Origin of the sequence: Anaerosporobacter faecicola (assembly GCF_012070565.1) — a bacterium.
Lineage (GTDB): Bacteria > Bacillota > Clostridia > Lachnospirales > Lachnospiraceae > Anaerosporobacter > Anaerosporobacter faecicola.
This window is the reverse complement of sequence record NZ_JAAQRO010000033.1, coordinates 40,198-66,539: the sequence shown is the minus strand read 5'-3', so window position 1 is coordinate 66,539 and position 26,342 is coordinate 40,198. Positions and strand designations below refer to the sequence as shown.

Sequence of the window (26,342 nt, the reverse complement as noted above, 5' to 3'; positions counted from 1 at the left end):
CATCACTCCCTTCTATGTGCATCAATTAATTCTTTCAACTCATTCGCTTCCTTTTTACTTAACTTCTTATTCCCTAAAAAGGCAGCTAAGAACTGTGGTAATGAACCATCGAATGCTTTATTCAATATGGCTTCACTTTCATAACGTTGAATCTGTTTCTTATTCACAAGTGCTGTTACAATTGCGTTTTCATTCTGTAAAATACCTCGATCGCACAATTTCTTCAAAACAGTATAGGTGGTGGATTTCTTCCAGCCAAATGCTTCATTGCATAATTTGACCAGTTCTCCCGAACCTACTGGCTCGTTCTCCCATACTAAGTTAACAAAACGATATTCTCCATCATATAACTTATAGTTTTCCATATGTCCTCCTTTTTGTTCAATGTTCGTTTGGCTATTGCAGGTCATTGTAGTTGAAATCGAATCAACTTAAGTCTACTTCAATAGACCTTCTTTTTGTAAAGTCTATCATAATAGACCTCTTGTGTCAATAAAAAACAGGTTAATTTTTACATCATAAATAAAGCCCTGCAAATGCTAAAGAGTACAATCTCTCTAGCATTTACAAGGCTAACTAAAACGATTATTTATTTTTCTTTGCCTTACGAGTAATCATTGAAACTAGGAAGTCAACAACTCCCATGGTCAATCCATAGATCAGAAGTTTCAGCAAGTTAATTGCATCACCTTCTATTCGTGCAACAATTGCTAATCCAATCATAATTGCAATTGCCCAGAATATCGCTCGAAGTATATATTCTTTCAATACAAATCCTCCTACGAATCTTATGGATTAGGTGTTTCTTCAACAATTGGTGGTAAAGTAGCAGTTATGGTACATTTGGCTTGTTTTCCATTCGCTGTACGACAGTAGATTATACACTCACCTGCACCTACTACATCAACTACACCCTTACTAGTAACCGTAGCTACGTTAATGTCAGAAGAATACCAAAGTAATCCCGTCTTACTACCTTTAATCGTTGCCGTTAGTGTCACTTTATCACCACGTAAGCATGTTGCTGTTGTTTGTGATAATGTAACACTCTTTGTTGCTTTACTAGATTTTTGTGCATCAATTACTTTCACTGTTGTTACATATGTCTTCCCACCAAGTGCTTTTGCTGTAATCTTAACAGTACCTTTCTTCTTCGCTTTAATCGTTCCGTCTTCACTAACTGTCGCAATCTTACGATTTGAAGTTTTCCAATAAACAGTATCTGTGTTATTCTTTGGATATAAGAAGGCAGTCGCTTTCAAGCTCTTTCCTTTTTCCAGGGTCACATTCTTACCAAGATTTACAACTACAGACGTTGCTGGCACTTCTACCTTGTTGGCTATGGTGTAAAGTGATGCTTCTGGATCACCTAATAAGTTTTGTTCATAATAACAGAATAACATTGCGGTACTGCTGTCATAACCAGATAAATACTTAATAAAATACTCTTTTGACTGCGCCAACATACTACCAATGTTTCTTGATGTTTCAGAAGACGTAAATACTGCATCCCAGAATTTACGATTGTATGCTTGGGAAGGTCCATCGGTACCAACACGGCTGTACCAGCCATATCTAGAATTCACAATACAAGCATATGCTCCACTTACGGAATTACTAACAACTAATTGTTCTGCTACACAATCTGGTTGAGTGTAGTTATCGCTGGTATCCATACCATCAAAAGCACCTGCATAGCAACCTTGGGAATATACGAAAAATGCTTGTTGATTTGTCAAACTTTCCATATCTTCAACAGAACACTTCATCAAGGTTGTATTGTTACAATGCCCCAAATGATTCACAACCTCAGGAGAACTATTCATAATCGAAATAACCTCTGATTTTGGCCAATTGTAGTCTTTGTAATCACGGTCATATAAGGTATTCTTATTATAGTTGTCTGGGAATCCAACTGTTACAAAATCGTTGCCTCCATTTTTACTTGTGGCACCATCTTTGATTTCATCCATGTAGTCACCACCGAAGATATAATTTTCTTCATCATCTTCACCATCTACTGTATTATAGGAAACCGTACTTGATGTTTTGCTAGAATCTGCAAATTTACTTGAAAGAATAATTTCATCAAAGGTCTTGCCTTCTGCCATTCCTACATAGTCAATGGCATATTCTACTTCTTCAATTAATTTGTCTTTCTTTGCATAAGTTGCAGAAGTATCTTTCATTGCCTCTTTTAAATCTGTACAAAATGCTTGAATTTTCTTAATATCAGACTTTGTAATCTGATCAGAACAAGCTCCGGTACTTACTAGTTGGGCAAAATCCTTATGATATGATACGAGCAATTCTGAAAAATCTAATAACAAGGACATATCATTAACGAATACCGTCTTTAAGAAAGAATTTGCATCATAGTATAAGGAAACATAGGTGTCATCTACAATCTGGTCTCTTACAAGACGAAGATTATCTGTTAAGGTTCCCGCATCCATTGTTGTTTGAAGTTCAGCTGCTAATTCTGATGTACAACCATCACTATTACTTTGTAATACTTCTCCTACAAGAGTTACTTTTGCATTTTGTTCTCTGCTCTCGTACGCAATTGTTTTTGTAACAAAATTTGTTGCTTCTGTTACATCATCTACTGGTGCACGACCGACTAATACATCGTATGTAAAGTCCACGTTGTCGGATGTTTCTCCAAATGTATTGTTTGCATTGGAATCAAAATCTCCATCTAAGCAACCAAAATATAAATCGGAAGCAAGTGAAGTTGTTGTATCGGTTGTAACAGGTGCACAATACAAGATTCGAGTTGGAACGATTGGCGTATCACCATCCGCATCTCCACCTAAGAGAACATATTTGATATGATTACATGCATATGCATCTTTGATAAAGTTTCTGATTTGTTCCGCTTGGTCTCTTCCCACATAACTTGCATAGATTTCACTTGTGGTAACAATCTTCGCCCGTAATCCTCTTGCAATCTTATTATTTGCTAATGGTTCAAATGCTGTCTTCAACTCATCTGAAGTAATGATCACATAATCACATGGATCACTTCCTAATAATGCAGAATAAGTAATGGTCTCGTCAGCTTTCTCATAATACGATGCTGCTACTTCGATATTTTCCACTTTATCAGAAATGAAGCTTTCATCTTCTTTGGTTGGAACGAAAACAGCACTTCCTTTTTTAGCCTGAACGGAAGCTTGTGCCTCTTCCTCTGCTAACTTAAGAACAACTTTCATATGTTTTGTAAATGTGATGCATTGTTCTTGATATTGTACAGGATATAATAACATGCTATATACTTGGTAACCTCTTGTACTACTTGTTGAACCTTCTCCATAATTGCTTTTCGGATAAATTTCACCTTTTTTGTACACAGATTCATCATAGCTTGCTGTTACATCTTCATTATTTTCTTCTATACTAGATACGATGGCAGAAGCAGGTTCTACAAGAATATTCTCATATCTTTCTTCATCTGATGTTTCAATTCTAACACCAGCTACCTGTTTCCCACTTGGAATCAATACAGAGATTGATTTCGAAGGTAAATTTGGCATTCCTTCATCGTTTACTTTCGTCAATCCATCAATATCAACTGTTTTTCCATGCTCTCCTTCTCCAAACTGAAGATCACCAAAATAATAATTTAATTCAATCTCCGTTACATCTTCATACGCTGACTTATTTGCAGCTACAACATTGTTTGGTTTGGTGGATAAGTTTGGCATCAATGAAACTGCCAGAATAATCACCAGGAGGCTTGCTAGAAATCTCTTTGCACCGTTTTGTTTTAATACTTTCATACGCTTTTTCCTTTCTACAATTGTCTGAGTCCAATTCTGTCAATTAATTGTCTTATACAATCTTTGCAATTGACCCTTGTGATATGTGTCAAAGTTTAATGAATCAAAAACCTAGTTTTCTGAGACCTTATAGGAATCAACTAATTCTGGATTATCTACTACATTCTTAATTCGTTCTGGTGAATCATAATGGGAAAGATCCCAAGCTTCTTGTTTTAAAGCAATTTCAAAGTCACCACTTTGTACAAATTGAACTTGACTTTTTTCTTTATCATATGTAATTGGGTATATTGAAACATATACAACTGGGATTCCTTGAAAATCCTGTGAAAATACGCGAACTTTAAATCCAGAATCACTGGTTTCTTCCAAGGTTCCACTGCTACTATCTTCTGACACTGGAGCTAGTTTAAGATCCGCAAGATCAACATCTTCTAACGTATTCACCGTATCTGACCAATTGGCGGTACTGATTTTATCCAATGTTGTATCTTGTGGTAATGCAAGTACATAAGAAAGGAATGGAATTGAGGTTTCATCATAACTGGCATCAAACCCATCTACATTGAGTTTCATCTTTCCATCGTCTTGCTTTTCCGTGTTCACCTGATAGAGTTCAAAATGAATGGTAATCTTATCCTTTTCTACTTTGCACCCTTGTGTATTCTCCTTTTGCGTCGTATCCTGTGTTTCCGTTTTGTTCTCTGTTTCTGTGTTATTATTTTTTGTCTTTTCTTTTGCACATCCCGTGGCTACACAAGCGCAAGTTAGTAAAATGCAAAACCATATCTTTCTTTTTTTCATACAGCTCCTCCACTTTCCTATTATGTCCTCTCTTAGCATTTTCCATTGAATTGAGATACAATTGGATAAATGCGTATTGTAATACTAATCATACCATTTCTACCATGATTTCTCAAGTCATCTTTATACCTATAAATGCAACTTATAGTTTAACTTGATACAAACCTCAATAATGCCCCTCGCTTAAAGAGAAGAATTCGTTTAAAAAAAACAATTTTCACGAATAGTACATTCTGATTTCGGTATTATACCTTCTCCTTATGCACCATTCAATGAAAATTGTTTTTAATTATGGAATACGAAATCCCATTTTCATATGTTAACTATTTATTTTGTTATTGTTATTGTGAATTTCTTTGTAATATCTCCTGCTTTTACAGTAACAACTACTTTCCCAGCCTTTTTCGCTTTGATCTTTCCTGTTTTCTTATTGATTGAAGCGACTTTTGTATCAGAAACTGACCATACAAGGGAATCTTTTGCTCCATATACTTTTGCTTTGCAGGTAAAGCTTTCTTTGACTTTTAATTTCGTTGGAACCTTTGTCAATTTAATATATGGTTTTTTCACAGTTACTTTTGTTAAGAACACATATACCTTACCGTTTTGTACATATCGAGTGGTGATCGTTGCTGTACCCGCTTTTTTCGCCGTAAGTTTTCCTGATTTACTTACTGATACAACAGATTTCTTACTCGTATAGTAAGTAGCCGCATCACCTGGTAAAGAGTTCTTAACTTTCGTTCCAATCTTATATGTACTTCCTGTATAAAGTGTTTTTTTCGTTAATAATGTAGGTAAAACTGTATTTTCAAGGGTTACTACATACTTTGAAGCATGTTCGAAACGAACAGTAGCCTGGCCGTTATCCTTTACACGTACATAGCATTGTGGTTCTACTTGATCTTCTTTTTCATTTACATAATTTAAGAAAATAGTTTTTCCTGCATACTCTTTTCCTACCGTAAATGTTAACTGTGCTTCGAATGGGAATTTTCCTTCATGAGCTAATTCAAAATACGTAATACCAGTAACCTTTCTTGTATCCTTATTCTTAGCTAATGTATGTTCTAAGATGGTATCAATTTCTTGCTTTTTCGTATCTTTATCAAGATTTACAAAACCAAGATCTATCGCCTCATCTGACTTGCTAAGTTCAGATAAAATGCCAGTATCAATGCGTTCTCCCTCAATCGTCCATTGATAATCTTTTGTTATCAATACCAATTTGATTGAAGTACCTGCTATTGTGGTAAAGATCTTATAAGGAACTTTTGTTGCTTCATTCATGATAACTTCCACAACTTTTTCCTCTATCTGCTCTTTGTCTAAATCTTTCACCATACGAACCAAACTTTCATTGATTGCTTCCCAGCCTGATGTACTACTTTGTCCAACTATTCTTGGTTCACTAGAAGGAGCAGATCCATTGCTTCCTGTATTCGTTCCTTCTCCTTTATCGTCTTCCTTATCCCCTTCTTGTACACCACTTTGCTTTCTTGTAATGGTAATCGTTTTTGTGGCAGTCATCTGTGTTTCAATTCTACCTGAATCCGTTAACCATTCTTTCTTCTTTGTATCTTCTGTTGGCTCAATATGAAGAACGAAGGTATTCACTCCAACTTCCAAAGGAATCTTGTTTAAACGAACATTACCATACGCATCAAGCGCTCCAGCTTGAATGGAATTAATATCCGTACCATTGATGGTAAATATACCTCCCATAGGGACGCTTGCTTGCAGATCAAAGGTTTCCTCTGTTGTCTCATAGCTAATATCCTCATTTCCATAGGAGATTCTTGGTACAGTAATCATTAATGGCATATCAACCCAACGTAATACATAATCTTCTACAAGCATCTTATTTCCGCCTTGGTTGCGGATTGTAAGTGGAATATTCGTGTCCATGGCACTATATCCATAGTTTCCTGCTGAAGTTGTATCGTTTGGATTACTACTTGTTAATGCTTCTGTTTCCCAGGAACCTCTTGTATACTTGTATTGAATCTTCTTACCTGCCATCATCTTGAAGGTGTATTCCACGATATTGCCGTCTGTTGCACCACTTGGTTTTTTCAGTTCCCATCCATCTGGTGTCCAGCCATTCGCATCGGAAGCAATATAGATAGAATCCGTTGCTGACGTATAAACTTTTGTCGGTATCGTCAAACGCATAGTAACTTCCACCATTACAAGTTTTGGTGTAACTTCGATTATCTCAGATTTTGTTCGATTATAATATTCATTAAATGCTTCAACATAATACTTATAGGTTGTATCATTATTGACTGCATAATCAACATAACCATTCGTTGCTGCATCAACCGTATCAATACGCTGGAATTCACTAAATGTTACAGCACCTTCCCCATTCTTCGTTGCCTGACTACGGAAGATATCAAATCCTTTCACAGATGAATCTTCACAAGTCCAATTCAGTGTAGCACGATTTGATTCTGATAATGCCTGTTGTAATTCTGGTTTTACTGGTTTATCCGTATTCGCAGATGCTATAACAGTCAGTACATTTTCTTCTGAAGAAGTAAAGGTATAGCCATTATTAACAGTAGCTTTTGCAAAATATCTATATTCTCCTACTCTTGTCGGTTCGAAGGACGTACTATATGTTTTGGCAGTTACTTTTCCATCCGTAAGGACATCTTCTTTGTAACGCAGTTTCACGCTTTCTGCACTCTCTTTTTCTCCCGTATAATAGAATAGCATCAAAGAAAGGTTTGGTACATCTTTATTCGTATATTGCTCATCATCCGTCAATCCAGGTATTGCAATCGTTGCTGTAATCTCTTCTGTCGTATTGCCCATACCTAATGTTACGTCTTGCGCATCGCTTGGTTTTCCAAGGGAAGTAATTTCATACGATGGTAATGCAGAGGCATAAGTACTATAGTTACTTGATAAACCATCTTTATTTGTTTTGATGTAGTAATAATATCTTGTACCATTGGTTACGCTTGTATCTTCATATGTTGTTTCTGTAACAGTTGCAAGAAATTCTTTGTCTGCACCATCTAGATATGCACGATACACACCGTAAGAATCTGCGCCTTCCACTGCATCCCAAGAAACGGTAACCTTTCCTTTTGCACCATTGGTTTCAACTGCTGTTACCGTAGTAGGTGCTACAGGAAGTTCATCAAATCCTTGTGTGGAAACCATCATAATTCCTGAATATGCTGGAATTGTAATGTTTACTTTTCCGCCATTTACTACGCTTTGTACTGAACTGCCTAATTGGTCTTTAAGAACCAATCCTTCTGGAAGGAAGTCGGTAACATCCGCTTCAAAGGTTACTGCCTGATCCGATGTATTAATTGCTGCCAGACCACCTTTTGTATCACTCTTTCTTGCATATGCGATAACATTTCCTTCTGCATATGCTGTCTTAATATCACCAGTTGCGAATAGCTCTTTGTTCGCATTACGAACATTTGCTGCATTAACATATGTATTGTATAGCGTACCATATTGATCTGCATATGCAGTAGCGATTTCATTCGTACTAGCATTGATTCGCTCCCATGGGAAGGTACGTCTAGAATCTGGATCTTTCGTTCCTGTTACACCAACTTCGTCTCCATAGTAGATGGTTGGAGCCCCTGGATAGCTTAATTGAAAGATTGCTGTTAATGCCTGTAATTGTATTGCTCGTTCCGATGCTTCTTTTGCATTCGCTGTATTCTCTTCTTCCCAACTTGGATTGTCAATCTTCGTGATATTACGAACGGTATCATGGGAATCCACCAAATTTAACATCGCATACCATGCTTCTTCTGGGTAGTTCTCTCGAATTGTTTCCAACTGCGCATCAAATGTCTTAGCATCTGCCCCATTAATGATAAAATTCTGTAATGCGGAACGGAATTGGTAATTCATAACGGAATCAAACATGTCTCCTAAGAGATATTTCGTTGCAACTCCCCACTCTTCTCCTAGAATTATTGGATCTGCAATTGTATTACCATTGGCATCCGTATAACCCGCTGCCGATTTCACTGCTTTTCTAAATTGCTGCCATGTTGCATCGGATACATCTGGTGCAACATCAAGTCGCCATCCATTGGCTCCCATCCACAACCATCTTTGAGAATTGGCTTCTTGCATTGCTTCTTGTGCTGCTGCATCTGACTTTCCTGTCAGTTCATAACCAATTACTTCATTGCGGTATTCTACATTATTGTATTCGTGACTTCCCGCTATTGTTGCATTCTCATCATTGGTCAAGTTGGTCTCTTCTGCTGTAACAGACTTCACACATGGAAGAGAATCATAGCCCCACCAACATTCGTATTCATACCGTTCAAAGTTTCCATTTTTATCGTAAACCTTATCTGGACCAACTTCAAACCAAGTTGTATAGACAAAGTCTTCCTCTGTATAATAGGTATTGGTATTCGGATTAATCTGTGCCTTGTAGTTTGCTTTTACTTGTTTTTCTGCTTCTGCTTGTGTTACTTTTTGGGTCTCTACGGTATTCCATACCTTGCTCCAATACTCGTAAGCACCAATCTCTGGATATTTTTCATAACGGTCAAAATAGATGGAATCATCTCCTACATGATTGAATACTCCATCTGCAATCAAATAGATTCCAAGTTCGTTACATACATCTGCAAATGCTTTATATACCAGATCCGACGCTTTCTTCGTCTCTTCATAGTTCAAACCGGAAGTCGGATCTCCTGCCACGTTATAGATTGGTTCCCCAAACATTGGGTCTAAGTGTTTGTAATCCGTCGCATCATATTTGTGATTTGACGCAGCCCATGATACTGGATTGAGATAGATTGCAGTTACCCCAAGATGTTGGAGATAGGATAACTTCGTACGAATTCCACTAATATCACCACCGTAGAATTCATTCGACCAAACCCCATCTGTGGTTGCATCTGGATAATATGGTTTATTGGCTTCCTCTGATTGTCTTGGATTTTCTGGATAATCCGACCAATTTCCTGCTGCACCTTCTGAACCATCAAAAAGTTGAACACCATCTCCTCTTGAACCATCCACTAATTTGGCATTGTTATTGGAAGAATCTCCATCATAAAAACGATCCGGAAAGATCTGATACACAACTGCATTCTTCATCCAATCTGGTGTTTTAAAATCTTTCTCATATACGGTAAGATCATAACCAGTTTGTCCTTCTTCTGCATAAGCTCCCGTTCCACCTGAGACACCATCATCTCCATACTCTACCTTTGCCGTACCATCTACAACAATAAACTTATAGGACCACACACCAATGGAGTCAAAATCTTTTGCAGGGACAGTAACTTCCCAATAATCCTTATCATCTAGAACAGTAACAATACTCATAGGATAAGTCTTTGCAATATCATTACTATTTGCTAATTCCAGTTTCACAAGCTGTGCATCGCCTGCCTTTGCAGCCAAGCGGAAGGTTACATTCTCCCCTTCCATCGGAATTGCACCAAATGGACTCTTGTAAGTAGTTGACTGGCTGTCATAATACAATTCAGCAGTATCAATCTTACCATCATATGCAGAATTTTGAGGCTTGTAATCATCTTTTAGTACACCTTTTCCATCCGCAAATTCTGTTGGTACGGTTGTTGTAAAGGTAACATTTGCTGCATCTAACACTTTTAAGACATGATTATCAGTACCATCTCCATAATCCACTGAATCCCAGCTATTCCCGTATACTACTTTTATAGAATATTCTGCTGGAAAACGTTCTGGAGCTATCGTTCTTTGTATCCGATATTCCGTATCATTAAAATAATAATCTACTAAGAAATTCTTTGCAGATGCAGGATTCCAGTCTGCTTCATCTCCAAGTAAAGTCTGGATATTCCCTACCAATCTTGGCCAAGTTTCTTGTGTACGTTGTGGAATGTATTGTTTTAATCCTTGTGATTCTAATGAATCAATATTGATTCTTGCTCGATCATTTCCTTCCAGCTCATCATTGATATAAAAATTAACCTTTGTTTTTTCTGTCAGTGTTAATTTGAAATTGTCCTCTGTTCCTCCAATGGCACCATCCCAAGTTCCATTCTTGGTAAACTTGAACTCATAGGAACCTGCATTTAATACAACGGATTTTGCATAGTATTCTCCTACCAGATGGCTCATAACACTATTTGCCCCTGTTGTATTCCAATTATCAAACTGTGCACAATTACCTGTTACTCTCCATACACTTTGTCCTCCTGGTTGTGCAACAATCTTATCTGGAACCAGTTCTTCTTCTCCATTGCCAGGGAATCCAAGAAAACTTGCTACTGTATTGTAATCGTTCACAGAATCATATACCATGTTGGTGGAATAATCATAGACAAATACTACATTTGTCGTATCTGGTAATATAATTGTATTATTTCCGCCTTCTGCCCATTCATTTTTGTTAAATACTACTTTATAATCGTATGTTCCCGCATCAAATACTTGATTATATACCGCATACGAACCATCTATATTCGTAAATTCCCATCCAGCTTGTGCGATTTCCCAATTCACTGCTTCATCATTTCTTATGCTTCCTATTAAGGAAACCTCTTTTTCAATGGTTGGTGTGTTCACTGAATCTGTTATGTATCCCGTTCTTGAATTTGCATAAACGGTTATCTGATTGCTTCCACTTGGAATTGTAAGTGCAACTTTATCTCCGTCAGAAACTTCTCCGTTACCCCAGTCATGGTTATACGCTACTTTATATCCATCATGCTGTAAAACAAAATCAGATTCTAACTCTGAAAACCCGAATGTTTTCTGGAATATGCCGCCCCCCATATAATCTAAATCGGCTTTTTCATCCCCTGGTGTCCAATCAGCTAAATCCGCTCCTGTAAGATCTGATAATTTTCCCACCCAGGTTGCAGATTGCTTAAATGCTCCACTATTTGAGATGGAATTCTGAATTTCCTTTGTTACTGAATTATAGGTAACATAAACGTCATTTGTCCCAGCAGTTTCCCATGTTGAACTTCCTGCTTTTGTCCCATTTACATTTACCTCAATTGCTGCACCAGATGCTGCCGGTACTGCAATTTCATAAACCCCATCACTATATAAGTTCATAGTATAAGGTTGTCCACCTACAACAAGTTCGACTTTATCATCAAGTCTTCTTACCGTCTCTGCTTCTGCCTTGACCATTCGGAATTGATCTGGCAACAATGTAACCACCATAACCAGTACCATTAGGATACTGATTACTCTTCGACATGTAGCTTTTTGCTTCATAATACCTCTCCTTCTCTTTCTTATAAACTTTCCCCAAAAAACTCCGTGTATTGTGTTATACACAGAGCCTATGATTTGCTTACCAAGTACTCGCAAACTTTACAATAAGCACAGTAAATTTCACTGGTATTTAATTAACAAATCATACTATTATTAATACCACAAACCTATACTCAAATCAACAGTTTGCACAAAATTTTTTTCGAATTTTTTCGAATCTTTCGTAATCTTTAACATTCAAGTACCCTATTTTACCCTCATTCTATATATATTTACCACAATTTTTTCGTCATTTTCTATATTGTATTATACTATTTTCAACATTATTTCCCTAAGTTTGCCATCCTTTTTTTCATAGACTCTCCCTTTCCTAATCGGTCCGCATTTACTACATAACATAAAAAAATCCTAGTAAGGGAATAATCCGATTCTCTTACTAGGATCTTTTTCAATTAATGATACTTTGTTTTACTAGACTCTATACGCCATCGTATGATATATCATATTCTTCTTATCGTAGATTACTGTATCCCATAAGATGCGTATCTACTTCTTTGGCTACTTCTCTTCCTTCGTGGATTGCCCAAACTACAAGCGATTGTCCACGATGCATATCTCCTGTAACAAAGATATTCTCCTCACCGGTTTGGTAAGTTCCTTTCTCTGTAGCTACATTGGTTCTCTCGTTCAAATCTACACCAAATGCCTTTGCAACATAGCTTTGTGTTCCTAGGAAGCCTGCTGCAATCAGTACAAGATCAACCTCAACCTCATATTCGCTTCCTGCCACTTCTACCATTGTATTCCGTTTTGTTTCTTCATTATATTTGCTCTCTAATTTAACAAGCTTCGCTTTCTTTACATTTCCTGACTCATCTGCAACGAACTCTTTCACTGTCGTTTGGTAAACACGAGGATCATGACCAAAGACAGCTATTGCTTCTTCTTGCCCATAATCGGTCTTACAGATACGTGGCCACTCTGGCCAAGGATTATTCTCTGTGCGACAATCTGGCAATTTTGGCATCATCTCTAATTGAAGTACGGATTTTGCACCATGTCGAATGGAAGTACCAACACAGTCATTTCCTGTATCTCCACCACCAATTACAAGAACATTCTTATCTTTTGCACTGATATATGTCCCCTCTGCAAGATTGGAATCCAATAAACTCTTCGTTGTTGATTTTAAGAAGTCAACAGCAAAATAGATTCCTTTCGCTCCTCTTCCAGGTACCTTAATGTCCCTTGGATTGGAAGCACCACATGCTAAGATGACCGAATCAAATTCTTTAATAATCTTGCTTGCTTTATAGTTTCCTCCGACATCTGCACCTGTAACGAATGTAATTCCTTCCTCTTTCATAAGAGAGACTTTTCGATCTATAATATGTTTCTCCAATTTCATGTTGGGTATACCGTACATCAATAGACCACCCACACGATCGGATCGTTCAAATACCGTTACCAGATGACCTCGCTTATTCAATTGATCTGCCGCTGCTAATCCTGATGGGCCAGATCCAATAACCGCAACCCTCTTACCCGTTCGAATCTTCGGAGGGTTTGCCTTCATATATCCTTTCTCGTAACCATTTTCAATGATTCCCATTTCATTTTCCTTGATGGCTACCGGTTGGTTATTGAGCCCACAAGTACAAGCAGCCTCACATGGAGCAGGACAAACCCTTGAAGTAAATTCAGGAAAATTATTCGTCTTTAATAAACGATTTAATGCCTGGCTTAAATTATCCGTATATAGTAAGTCATTCCATTCTGGTATAAGATTATTCAGTGGACATCCCGATGTCATTCCACCGATCATCATTCCAGATTGACAGAACGGAACACCGCATTCCATACATCTTGCACCTTGTTTTCTACGTTCTTCTCTTGTCAACGGAGTATGAAATTCATTAAAATTCTTTATTCGCTCTTTTGGCTGTACCGCCTGATTTCCTTTTCTTTCATATTCTATAAATCCAGTAGGTTTTCCCATTCTTAACGTGCCCCTTTCTAAATTCTAACGTTTTCACGTTACAAACTTACTCAATTCTCTATGCGTTACTGTCGGCTCTATTGTCTTGTATTTGCATAAAATGCTTCGATTTGTGCCTGTTCGCTGCTAAGTCCTTTTTCCTCCATCTGAACGATCGTCTGTAACATTCGGCGATAGTCATGAGGAATGATCTTTTTGAATTTTGGTAGGTATTCCATGAAATCATCTAAGATTTCTTTTCCACGTTTTGAATCGGTAACTTTCACATGTTCCGCGATCATTTCCTTTAATTCCATCACATCATATTTGTCTGTAACTGGTTCAACTGCAACCATTTCTTTATTCAATCGCATGTATAGATTGCTGTCTTCATCAAGCACATATGCAACTCCACCACTCATACCTGCTGCAAAGTTCTTACCTGTACGACCAAGTACAGCTACACGACCGCCTGTCATATATTCACATCCATGATCTCCTACCCCTTCAACAACGGCTGTCGCACCAGAGTTACGTACACAGAATCGTTCACCTGCCACACCATTGATAAATACTTTACCACTAGTTGCACCATATAGCGCAACGTTACCGACAATGATATTCTCTTCCGCCTTGAACGTAGATCCTTTTGGAGGATACACGATAATCTTACCACCGGATAACCCTTTACCAATATAGTCGTTACAATCACCTGATAGTTCCAAGGTTAAACCATTTGGAATAAACGCACCAAAACTCTGCCCTCCAGCTCCATGGCATTTGATTGTAATGGTGTCTTCCTCTAGTGAAGTGCCTTGAAGCTTTGTAATTTCCGAACCTAAGATGGTACCAAGAGAACGGTCTATATTGGTTACTTCTGCCTCTATCGTCTTCTTCTGACGATTTACGATAGAAGAACGTAATTTCTTTAAAAATACTTTTTCATCAATCGTATCTTCCAGTTTAAAATCATAGATTTGTTTTGGATCAAATGTATGTGGGATATCTTTTTCCGCAAGGTCAGTATTCAAGATTGCAGAAAGATCAACTTTCTTTGCTTGTTCTTTCTTGAAGGACTCTTTTACTTTCAACAGATCGGTCCGTCCAACTAATTCATCTACTGTTTTAATCCGCAATTTTGCCATATATTCACGAAGTTCCTGTGCAATGAACCGCATAAAGTTCTCTACATATTCCGGTTTTCCCTTAAAGTTTTTACGAAGTTCTGGATTCTGTGTGGCAACTCCCACTGGACAAGTATCCAGATTACACACACGCATCATCACACAACCCATGGTAACAAGTGGAGCTGTTGCAAAACCATACTCTTCCGCACCAAGTAATGCTGCAACTAATACATCACGGCCACTCATTAACTTACCATCTGTTTCAATCCGAACTTTTGAACGTAATCCATTCATGATCAAGGTTTGATGGGTTTCTGCCAAACCAAGTTCCCAAGGAAGACCTGCATTGTATATGGAACTTCTTGGTGCTGCTCCTGTACCACCATCATATCCAGAGATTAGGATTACACCTGCTCCTGCCTTCGCAACACCCGCTGCTACGGTACCAACCCCTGCTTCTGATACAAGTTTTACAGATATTCTCGCATCTTTATTAGAATTCTTCAGATCATAGATCAGCTGAGCCAAATCTTCGATGGAGTAAATATCATGGTGTGGTGGCGGAGAGATCAAACTTACACCAGGGGTTGAATGTCTTGTCTTTGCTACCCATGGATATACTTTCTTGCCCGGTAGATGTCCTCCCTCACCAGGTTTTGCCCCTTGTGCCATCTTAATCTGAATTTCATCGGCACTAACAAGATATTCGGATGTTACACCAAAACGTCCTGATGCAACCTGCTTAATTGCAGAGCAACGATTCAAGCCATCTTTTCCAATATGGAGACGCTCCAGACTCTCTCCACCTTCTCCACTATTCGACTTTCCTCCCAAGTGATTCATGGCTATTGCCAATGTTTCATGTGCTTCCTGTGAAATAGATCCATATGACATCGCACCTGTCTTAAATCGTTTCACAATGGAATCCACACTTTCTACCTCTTTGATATCAATTCCTTTTGCAGGGAAATTGAAGTCCATCAATCCGCGAAGATTCAAGCCACTTCCCTCTTCATCAATACAAGCAGTATATTCTTTGAATACGTCATAATTACCTGTTCTCGTTGCAACTTGTAACAGATGGATGGTCTTTGGATTATAGAGATGTTCTTCCTGGTTGCTTCTTAGCTTGTGGCTACCAACACTGTCCAATGTCAGATCCACATTCAATCCCAATGGATCAAATGCTTTGGAATGTAGACGGTCTACTTGTTTTTCAATGTCTTTTATAGTAATTCCACCGATACGACTTACTGTATCTGTAAAGTATTTGTGAATCACTTTTTTATCGATACCAATCGCTTCAAAGATCTTTGATCCCTGATAAGACTGGATTGTTGAGATTCCCATCTTCGAAGCGATTTTAACGATACCATGTAAAATGGCATTGTTATAATCATTAACTGCCGCATAGTAATCTTTATCTAGCATATTATTATCAATGAGTTGTTTGATACAATCCTGTGCAAGATAAGGATTTACTGCACAAGCACCATATCCCAATAATGTAGCAAAATGATGTACTTCTCTTGGTTCGGCGCTTTCCAAGATCATCGCAACACGTGTTCTCTTCTTTGTCTTAACAAGATGTTGTTGTAGGGCAGATACGGCTAATAAAGAAGGAATTGGAACATGGTTTTCATCAACACCACGGTCCGTTAGGATCAGCACATTTGCACCTTCCTTGTATGCACGATCTGCTTCCACGAACAAATGATCAATGGCTTTTTCTAAGGAAGTATTCTTATAATAAATGATTGGTATTTCCTCCACTTTAAACCCATCTGCCTTCATGCTCTTTATCTTAAGTAAATCGGTATTGGTCAAGATTGGATTATTGATCTTAAGTACATTACAGTTTTCCGCTTTTTCCTCTAAGATGTTACCATCTTCTCCAATATAGACAGATGTTGAAGTCACAATTTCTTCTCGTATGGCATCGATTGGTGGATTTGTAACTTGTGCAAATAATTGTTTAAAGTAATTAAAAAGTGGTTGTTCTTTGTTAGACAATACCGGTAGTGGGCTATCTGTTCCCATTGCAGATATCGGTTCTGCACCTGTTTTTGCCATTGGAAGAATGGTTGTTTTATATTCTTCATATGTATATCCGAAGGCTTTCAGCAATCTTGCTCTTTCTTCTTTGCTGTATTCAATTACTTTCTTATTCGGAATCTTTAAGTCTTTCAATCGTATTAAATTGGCATCTAACCATTCACCATATGGTTTTCTCATCGCATAATGATTTTTCAAATCTTCATCATCGATTAATTTTCCACGAACCGTATCTACTAATAACATCTTACCTGGACGAAGACGCTCTTTTTTCACGATCTTATCCGCTGGAATATCCAAAACACCAACTTCTGATGACAAGATAAGATTATCATCACTTGTGATGTAGTAACGAGAAGGGCGAAGACCATTTCGGTCGAGGATTGCTCCCATTAGATCTCCATCACTAAATAAAATGGATGCCGGTCCATCCCATGGCTCCATCATAGTTGCATAATACTGGTAGAAATCCTTCTTTGCTTTACTAATTGCCCGATCGTTGCTCCATGGTTCTGGAATGGTAATCATAACAGCTAATGGTAGTTCCATTCCGCTCATAACCAAGAATTCCAGTGCATTGTCAAGCATTGCGGAGTCCGAACCTTCTGCATTCACAACTGGGATTACTTTGTGCATATGTCCTTTTAGGTAAGGTGACTCCATTGTTTCCTCACGGGCTAACATCTTATCTGCATTTCCACGAATGGTATTAATTTCTCCATTGTGTACGATAAAACGATTCGGATGGGCTCTTTGCCAACTTGGATTCGTATTCGTACTGAATCGGCTATGTACGGTAGCAATCGCTGACTCATACTCTGGACATTGTAAATCTTCGAAGAATAAACGAAGTTGCTTTACCAAAAACATTCCTTTATAAACAATCGTTCTGCTTGATAGGGATACCACATAGGTATTATCATTACTCTGTTCAAATACTCTTCTTGCAAGGTAAAGTTTCCGATCAAAATCCAATCCCTTTTGTATATCAACTGGTTTTTTAACAAAACACTGCATAATATATGGCATACATTCAATCGCTTTTTGTCCTAACGTATCTGGATTGATTGGTACTTCTCTCCAACCAAGGAACTCCAATCCTTCCTTTTCAACAATGATCTCAAACATCTTCTTTGCTTGGTTACGACTTAATTCCTCTTGTGGAAAGAAAAACATACCAACACCGTATTCTCTTTCTTCCCCTAATTCAATACCAAGTGGTTTCACTGCTTTCTTAAAGAACCTATGAGAGATTTGTAAGAGGATTCCTACACCATCTCCTGTTTTTCCTTCTGCATCTTTACCAGCTCTATGCTCCAGATTTTCGACAATACGTAATGCATCTTCTACTGTCTTATGCGTCTTAACACCTTTGATATTGACAACTGCACCGATCCCACAGTTATCATGTTCAAATCTGGGATCATATAATCCTTGTTTTACTCGGTTTACTTCTTCATAATTTATCATTTTCATAAAACACGCTCCTTTTAGAAATCAGTATGATTTGATACTATGGAATATTCGAAAATACGCAAAAAGGCATTCTTGGATCTAATTGTAAATTATGATTCCAAGAACGCCTTTGTTCTTAAACGTGATTATAGTCTAGTTGTTTCATAGATTCAACCTAAAAATGTAATTTTCTATAACATTTGTATAAGTGCATAAAAATACAATATATTTAAGTACATTTTTTGCGCATTTTTTATATTATATAAGTTTTTTCATACTTTTACTTACTTTTCTTACGTGAATCTATAAAATAATTAATTATCGTCCGTTTTCACGCTAGAATCATTTTGTTTTCTCCCACCTAACCTTATTATCTTAGTTTGTATCTAATCAACGCCAGAATAATAGATAAAAACCAAGTGATATTCCAGCCATTCTGTTGTATACTAACCCTATGACACAAGGAGAGAATGTATGTATAGAACTACGCCCACAAACACTTCCAAAACATCATCTAAACCAAATAGGTAATTAGTCCGATATATATAATATGACTGATTCGTGTGATAAATTCTCTCCCAGGGAATTTGATCTAAAACACGTTTATCTACTAATTTTGCTTAAAAGGAGCAACAAGAATGAGTTTATTAAATAATACGATTGGAAATGTTGGCTCAAATCCAAGCAACATGACCCCCAAAAAACGTCCTGCTTTCACCAACGGGCAAGCCTCTTCCTTTCAGGCAACTGCAGGAAGTACTTCTTCTACTGCTGTATCCAGTAATCTCAGCTATACAGCAACTGGACAGATTCTCGTTGACAAAGGACAAATCATTCGCGGGGAAGTTACTGATATTCGAAATAACACCGTTTCGGTTAAAGTTGATCTTGGCGAAACGATCACATATCCTTTGCAAGGAGATCCCGAACTAACCATTGGACAAACTGCAACGTTCAAAGCAGTGGAAACAGAAGATGGTATTGCTTTACGTGCAATATCTGCCCGACCTTCCCAAGCTCGACTTGCAACAATTAATAAAGCATTGGAAGAAGCAGGCCTTCAAAAAAGTGAACGAAACCAAACAATCGTCTTAGAATTACTGAATAACCAGATGTCTATTGATAAGCAAAGTATCCAAAAGATTTTCCAGCAATCATTGCTTAATAAAAATGCCTCTATCAGTACACTGGTTTTAATGAACAAATATGATTTTCCTATTACGGATGCAACTTCAACTCAGTTTGAAAATTATCGTAATTTTGATCACCAGTTAAGCAAAGATATTGGAGTACTGGCTGATCAGATTCCAAAGATGTTAGATAAAGTAAGCACCTTCACCAATTTCAATACTTTTATGGCAGTTCATGATGGTGTCATGAACATTCTGATCGATGACACGGCAATTCCTCAAGAAACTCCTCTCTATTCTGTTCTTTCCGGGCAAAAAGAGCAAATGATGCTTCTTGATCTTCTCCGTCCATTTGCCTTAACCAATACACTTGAGCAGAGTATCCACCAGCAAACTGCTTCCTTACGAGAAGTCGTTACCTGTATTCAAGATAGTATTGCCATGGCTGAACAGATGGAAAAGGAGCAATCAGCAGCATTAGAGAATCCAGTTATTGCTGAAGAAACAGGACAAACGGTATTAACAAACGATGGAACGGGCAATACGAATAGTAATAAACTCTCCTTAACGGATGTATTCCAAGCACCTATCGTACGACATGTTCTTGATCAGTTCACAACCCAACAATTTAATAATAATGAACTCTCTACGTTTCTCAGTTTACAAAACAGACAAACCTTATCTCTTTCACTGGCACCATTTCCACTCTCCGAAAAGGTTCGTAATTCGATCATAAATGGTCAAATCGGAACCAACGAGCTGCTTCGTGCCATTCAAAATGCTATGAAAGATACAAACCCCGTTGATGCCAAAAGCCTCTATTCATCTCAGGTTTTTCAATGGGTACTTAAGGAACATACCAAAAGCACAATGTCCCTATCTCCACAAGACATTGCCTCTGGTAATGTAAATCAGTTTTACGATAATACCTATCAACAGATTAACTCTATTCGATCTTTCCTAGAAAACACAGGATTAAAGGAAGCATTTCAGGAAATGCACAACACGGCATCAAACCTTCAGGAGAACATGGAATTCATGCGTGTGATTAACCAGCTCTTTCCTTATGTTCAACTACCAATTAAACTAAAAGAACAATATGTTCATAGTGATCTGTATGTATACACAAAGAAAAAGAATCTCAGAGAGCATCCTGAGAACATCAGTGTTTTACTTCATCTCGATATGGAGAATCTGGGCGCAACCGATATTCATGTCACTCTAGCAAGAAGTTCTGTACAAGCCAAATTCTATCTGTCAGATGATTTTTCAACGGAGCTACTAAAGAACAATATCGATCTTCTAGAAGATGGACTAGCAAGAAACGGTTATCTCTTCCATGCAGAGTTCTTTCAAAGAGAGAAAAATGTTGATATTGTAAAAGATATCATTGAAAAAGACCAACCAGCAACATCCTTAAAAAGATTTTCCTTTGATATTCGTGCATAAAACAAAAAATCTTCAGACTTCCAAGAAGAACATATATGTCTTCTTGGGAAGTCATGAAGATTTTTTATGGACAAGTACGTTATGAATTCATTCATGTATGAAAAACATAACATTATTCCCTAAAAGTATGAAAAAGTAGCCTCATTATGGGTCTCTATTTATACATCAACTGCTTCTGTGAATGCGTATTATTATAATCCATCTCTTCACACCAACGTACAAGGTTTTCTATAAAGCCCTTTGAAACATTCATATACCTTTCCAGCAGCTGCTCAATGTTTACGTTATTCAACCTACATTCAAGAAAGATATCACGGTATTCAAGTAATATTTTACGTGTCATCTTTGACCCTACGTAAGAAAAAATCATACTTAACCTAGGTTCTAGATCAAACTTTAATTGTTGCTCAAAACGGTTCATATCCTGATAATTCATGGATTCTTCCAAAACAGTAAATAGTCGTTCCTGTACATTGGTAGGGATTCCTGCATGCAAACCAATTGCTGTTAGTAGTCCTTCTAATGTATAGGTATTTTGACCGTATGTATTCAGTCCAAACTCATCGAACGTTTCTGAAATAATATGAATCGATTTCCTCATAATATGCTGTTGAAGGGAGGTAAACTTCTTACTCACCTTAGCCATATTGATCTTATCAAGATTTCCATACCGCAAAGCGAATACCCATGTTGTTAATACAACAAATCGATACTTTTCTACCATTACCATGTTATTGGAATACCGTTGAAGTCCCTTTGCTTTCAGTTCCAAAAAACAATAATCCTCATAAGTTAAGTCCAAATCCCCGATTATACGAATTCCTTTTTGGTCATCCCGAAACTCATTTTCTAACATCTCCTCGATTTCTAACAACGATAATGGCTTCTGTAATAAATTCATAAATTTCTCCTCCTTTGTCCCCAAATGTTCCACTAATGATTATTTAATTTGTAGCATTTATGAATATCATTCTTTATGAAAAGAATGCATTGCTAACGCGTTCAAACAAATATCACCCACGCTTATATATATATGTCCTAAAATTAAAATAAATGTTATATTTTCTCTTTTACTGTGTATTTTTTTCCGTACACAGGCTATGAACGGTGTCTAAGACCACATTCAGATCATACTGTAACAATCTATTTCGAACATTGGAAACTAACAAATACCAAAGCATATGATACGATGCTGTTCATTTCCTGTAAGCAGTACATTATCAAAATCTATAGATATACCTCTTTGGTATTATAATTTCATTTGAAGTTATTTTACGATTTACAACCTAAACAATTTATGTTAGAATATATCTCTGTGAGTAGCACAGATGATTGCGCCTATTGGTACCGAAAGGTCTTAGGTGAGGAAAGTCCGGGCTTCATAGGGCAGAGTGCCGGATAACGTCCGGTGGAGGTGACTCCAAGGCTAGTGCAACAGAGATATACCGCCAACTTTCGTTGGTAAGGATGGAAAGGCAGTGTAAGAGACTACCGCATTCTTGGTAACAAGAATGGCTATGTAAACCCCACTCGAAGCAAGACCGAATGGAAAACAATACGGTTGCCCGCCGTGTTTTCGGGTTGGTCGCTTGAGCTTACTGGTAACAGTGAGACTAGATAGATAATCATCTAATACAGAACTCGGCTTATAGTGTTGCTCACATAAAAAGAATACTATCCTTCTTCGTTTTCGTAACTGCCCATTGCACTCTACAATGGAACAGTTACTTTTTTTTATCTAATTTTTTTTATCTTCTTAGTCTACTTTGAAATAGCTGCCACCTATGAATTCACGTATAATGGAATTATGTGGTACTTCTTCTGGACTAACGCCAATAAAGTAATCTAGGAATTTTAATAATCGTTTTGCCTCAACATACTCTGGGCAATCTCGATCAATTCCAAAAAGAATTGGTTCTGCATATAATTTTAATATAGCTAATTCATAGATTAATGCAGAATTAAACATTACATCAGCTTCCTCTTGAAATGGGAAGATATTCTCCTCTTCTCCCCTTCGAACAGAAGGCCACATTGCAATTGTCTCTTTCGCTGAAGTACCTCTTGTTCTGGCATCACGCACCATCCGACGGATCAATCTACCATCAGTGGTTGGAATACGATTGTGTTCATCGATATTCAACTGCGTTAACGCACTTATGTAGATTTTGAATTTGCTCTCCTTTGGTAAAGAATAGGATAACTTATCATTTAATCCATGGATTCCTTCAATAACCAGAATATCATCTTTGCCAAGTTGTTGGTAATTTCCTTTATACTCTCTTTTACCCGTTTTAAAATTAAATGTAGGTAATTCCACACGCTGACCATCTAATAATCCACGCATATCTTTATTAAATTGTTCAATATCAATTGCTTCTAAACATTCAAAATTCGGATTTCCATCTGCATCTAACGGCGTATTCTCACGATTTACAAAATAATTATCCAATGCAATTGGTAATGGATTAAGCCCATGTGTCCGCAACTCAATGGATAGACGATGCGAGAAGGTCGTTTTTCCTGAAGAAGATGGTCCTGAGATCATTACAAATTTATTTGATCGGTTTTCAACAATTTTCTCAGCAATTGCTCCAATTTTCTTTTCTTGCAAAGCTTCCTGTACTAGGATCAGATCATTGATGCCACCTTTACAGATCACATCATTTAGGGAACCTACATTCTCAATATCCATGGTATTTCCCCAACAATTGGATTCCTTTAGTACGTGAAATAACTTATGTCTTGGTTCAAATGCTGGTACCTCTTTTGTATTTGAACTTCTTGGTAACTGCATAATCAAACCATCATCATACTTATATAGTTTGAAATATTTGAGCATACCCGTTCTAGGAGGCATATAACCATAAAAATAATCTTCGAAGCCACCCAGTTTATATATGTTTGCCTTTGATACACGACGGTAACGGAATAATTTTTCCTTATCATACATTCGGTAATTACGGAACAAATCAATTGCTTCATCTGTGGTAATGCTTCTCTTTTGAAATGGTATATCCTCTTCCACGATTTTGTGCATTCTTGCTTCAATTCGCCCAATTAATGCATCATCTAATGTTGCATCAGAACGAATTTCGCAATAGTAACCTGGACCGATTGCATATTCAACTAAGACTTTCTCTACATTTTGATTTCCAATCTCATCATAGATTGCTTTCAGTAACAAAAGGGTCATCCCCCTCATATACGTCTTCTGTCCAGCAGAATCCTTTGTAGTTACAAATTCTACTGTGCAATCTTTCGTAACAGTCTTGAACAGCTCTCGTAATTTATGATCAACGAACGCAAGAATAATGTCATCAGAATACTCCTTCTGATATTCTTGGCTGATATCGAACAACGTGGTATTTTCTGCATACTCTTTTACTATTCCGTTAATAGTTACTTTTACACTCATAGCCTAATCTCCTCTACACAATTTTAAATGGTGATTGCTCTTTTGCCGCAACGATTGTTAGTTTTGTATCTTGTAGATATGTTTTTAACCATTCTACCATAAATCGTTCCGTTCCGTAATGTCCAGCATCAATTATGCAAAGATTTTCTTCCATTGCGTCCAATGCTTTATGATGTCTGATATCTCCTGTAATTAGCACGTCAGCTCCCATCTCAATTGCATTCGCTATGAAATCTTCTCCTGAACCAGTAGAAATAGCAACTTTTTCAATTCTTTGATCAAGTTTACCTACTACTCGAACATCATTCAGATTAAATTGCTTCTTCACCTCAACTGCAAGATCATACAAGGAAGTCGCAGTTATTGTTCCAACTCGTCCAATACCAATTAGGTCCGAATCAGACTTCATTGGTTCTAGTGCCTTTGTTTCTTGCAATCCTATCATTCGTGCAGATTCATCTGCCATAATGGCAATATCCATATTCGTATGCATTGCATAATATGCAATGGAATGATTCATCAGTGTAAGAATTCTTTTACCAATAAAATCAGTTCCAATGATTCGTTTCATCGGAGAAAATATTAAAGGATGGTGTGTAATAAGCATATCGCATTGCTCTTCTATTGCCTGTTTGATTACCTCTGTGGAAGGATCCAAAGCAATCATCACTTTCTTTACTTCCTTCGTATCTTCACCTACAAGTAAACCAACGTTATCCCAGTGCTCTGCATAGGACGTTGGTGCAATCTTCTCTAAATGTTTTATCAATTCTCTACATATCATAGTATCCCAATCCCTCTTCTATATATTCTAGTTGTTCTTTTACTTCGGAAATTCGTTTCATCGAGTTATCCGATTGTGTTTTTTCTAATGTCGATAAGATCTTTTCATAGGTATTCTTTTCCTTATGAAGAAACTGAAGTAAGATTGGATTACGATTTTTCAACAGTTCAGCGCCATATAGATATTCCGCTTCACTGGTATATTGTTGTTCTTCATCCGTCTTCGTAGCACGCATCATTACATAATATTTTCCATCATCAATCACCATATCTTCTTTGGTGATTTCGAATCCAATATCATGAAGATATCTTCTTACTAAAAAGATTTCCGATTGTGGTTGTAAGATCAGCTCGTTACACTGTAATGTAACTTCCTTACTTTGGGACAAGATTTTAACTACAAGTGCTCCTCCCATTCCAGAAAGGAACAACGTATCAACCTCTCCTGGAGTTATCTTCTTTGCACCGTCTGATAGACGAGTTTCAATAACAGAATCATATCCATAGTGTGCGATATTTTCCTTTGCTCTCTCTAAAGGTCCCTTGTTAATGTCACAAGCAATAACCTTAGATGCAATCTTATTCTCCACCAAATAAATGGAAGTATACGCATGGTCACACCCGATATCAGCCACTCGATTATTTTTCGTTACAAGTGCTACTGCAGCACGTAGTCTTTTTGAAATTTGCATATTGTACCTCTCTACTTATTGGCACTTTTCCCTAATTTTATTCTTATTTTTACCAACATTATAACACATTTCTAGGAAAAAAACCATTTTTTTTATTAACAATTCATACTTTTTATCTGTTTTTTTGTGCATTATGTTAATTTTATGTTTAGTTTTATAATTATTAGCTAAATAACAAATTAAATTAACAGAAGAAATGCCATACGATGGATTTATCCCCGATCATATGGCATTTTCTCTTTGTAGTTTTAAGATGCACGTATTGCTCCGTTGCTTTGCAATACACGTATTGCTCCGTTGCTTCGCAACTCCCGCAATCCTAAAACATTCGCAATCCGCGCTCTCGCGCTACTTGCTCATGTTTTGCGGGTCAAAAGGTCATTTTCACTTTTGTGCGAGCACAAAGTGAAATGACTTTTTGTATTCCTTGCAA

At 37.3% G+C, this 26,342-nt stretch carries 12 protein-coding genes and 1 other RNA gene; 2 read left to right on the top strand and 11 right to left on the bottom strand.

What is annotated here, in order from left to right:
* Positions 1-2 precede the first annotated feature (2 nt).
* From HBB17_RS15000 to gltB, 7 genes are all read right to left on the bottom strand, one after another.
* Complete coding sequence (locus HBB17_RS15000; RefSeq protein WP_167958322.1) at positions 3-365, bottom strand: BlaI/MecI/CopY family transcriptional regulator; 363 nt, start codon at positions 363-365, stop codon at positions 3-5.
* Positions 366-585: 220 nt separating this feature from the next.
* On the bottom strand, positions 586-768 hold the full coding sequence (locus HBB17_RS14995) for a hypothetical protein (RefSeq protein WP_167958321.1): 183 nt from the start codon (positions 766-768) through the stop codon (positions 586-588).
* Positions 769-788: 20 nt separating this feature from the next.
* Positions 789-3,785, bottom strand: a complete 2,997-nt coding sequence (locus tag HBB17_RS14990) for a C25 family cysteine peptidase (RefSeq protein ID WP_167958320.1) — start codon at positions 3,783-3,785, stop codon at positions 789-791.
* Between the two features lie 111 nt (positions 3,786-3,896).
* The gene (locus tag HBB17_RS14985) at positions 3,897-4,589 is read right to left on the bottom strand and encodes a hypothetical protein (protein ID WP_167958319.1); all 693 of its coding nucleotides are present in this window, start codon (positions 4,587-4,589) and stop codon (positions 3,897-3,899) included.
* Between the two features lie 327 nt (positions 4,590-4,916).
* Complete coding sequence (locus tag HBB17_RS14980; protein ID WP_167958318.1) at positions 4,917-11,822, bottom strand: alpha-amylase family glycosyl hydrolase; 6,906 nt, start codon at positions 11,820-11,822, stop codon at positions 4,917-4,919.
* A 511-nt stretch (positions 11,823-12,333) separates the two neighbouring features.
* Positions 12,334-13,821, bottom strand: coding sequence for a glutamate synthase subunit beta (locus HBB17_RS14975; protein WP_167958317.1), 1,488 nt, complete (start codon positions 13,819-13,821; stop codon positions 12,334-12,336).
* A gap of 77 nt (positions 13,822-13,898) precedes the next feature.
* Entirely contained in the window at positions 13,899-18,458 is a 4,560-nt protein-coding gene (gltB, locus tag HBB17_RS14970; RefSeq protein ID WP_238483766.1) for a glutamate synthase large subunit, read from the bottom strand.
* Between the two features lie 617 nt (positions 18,459-19,075).
* On the opposite strand from gltB, the gene fliK reads away from it, so the two are divergent.
* Positions 19,076-21,016: a flagellar hook-length control protein FliK gene (gene fliK / locus HBB17_RS14965; RefSeq protein WP_167958316.1), complete on the top strand. Its 1,941-nt coding sequence runs from the start codon at positions 19,076-19,078 to the stop codon at positions 21,014-21,016.
* Positions 21,017-21,170: 154 nt separating this feature from the next.
* Here the strand turns inward: fliK and HBB17_RS14960 are convergent, their stop codons facing one another.
* Complete coding sequence (locus tag HBB17_RS14960) at positions 21,171-21,917, bottom strand: hypothetical protein (protein ID WP_167958315.1); 747 nt, start codon at positions 21,915-21,917, stop codon at positions 21,171-21,173.
* Positions 21,918-22,332: 415 nt separating this feature from the next.
* On the opposite strand from HBB17_RS14960, the gene rnpB reads away from it, so the two are divergent.
* Positions 22,333-22,681: RNase P RNA component class A (gene rnpB / locus HBB17_RS14955), an RNA gene on the top strand.
* A gap of 91 nt (positions 22,682-22,772) precedes the next feature.
* Here rnpB and HBB17_RS14950 read toward each other — a convergent pair.
* From HBB17_RS14950 to HBB17_RS14940, 3 genes are read right to left on the bottom strand one after another with little or no spacing between them, the layout of a single operon-like run.
* Positions 22,773-24,434 (bottom strand): nucleoside kinase, encoded by a 1,662-nt coding sequence (locus HBB17_RS14950; protein WP_167958314.1) that lies wholly within the window; start codon positions 24,432-24,434, stop codon positions 22,773-22,775.
* 13 nt (positions 24,435-24,447) lie between these two features.
* The gene (locus HBB17_RS14945) at positions 24,448-25,203 is read right to left on the bottom strand and encodes a Nif3-like dinuclear metal center hexameric protein (RefSeq protein WP_167958313.1); all 756 of its coding nucleotides are present in this window, start codon (positions 25,201-25,203) and stop codon (positions 24,448-24,450) included.
* A gap of 4 nt (positions 25,204-25,207) precedes the next feature.
* Positions 25,208-25,909: a tRNA (adenine(22)-N(1))-methyltransferase gene (locus HBB17_RS14940; RefSeq protein WP_167958312.1), complete on the bottom strand. Its 702-nt coding sequence runs from the start codon at positions 25,907-25,909 to the stop codon at positions 25,208-25,210.
* Positions 25,910-26,342: the final 433 nt, after the last annotated feature.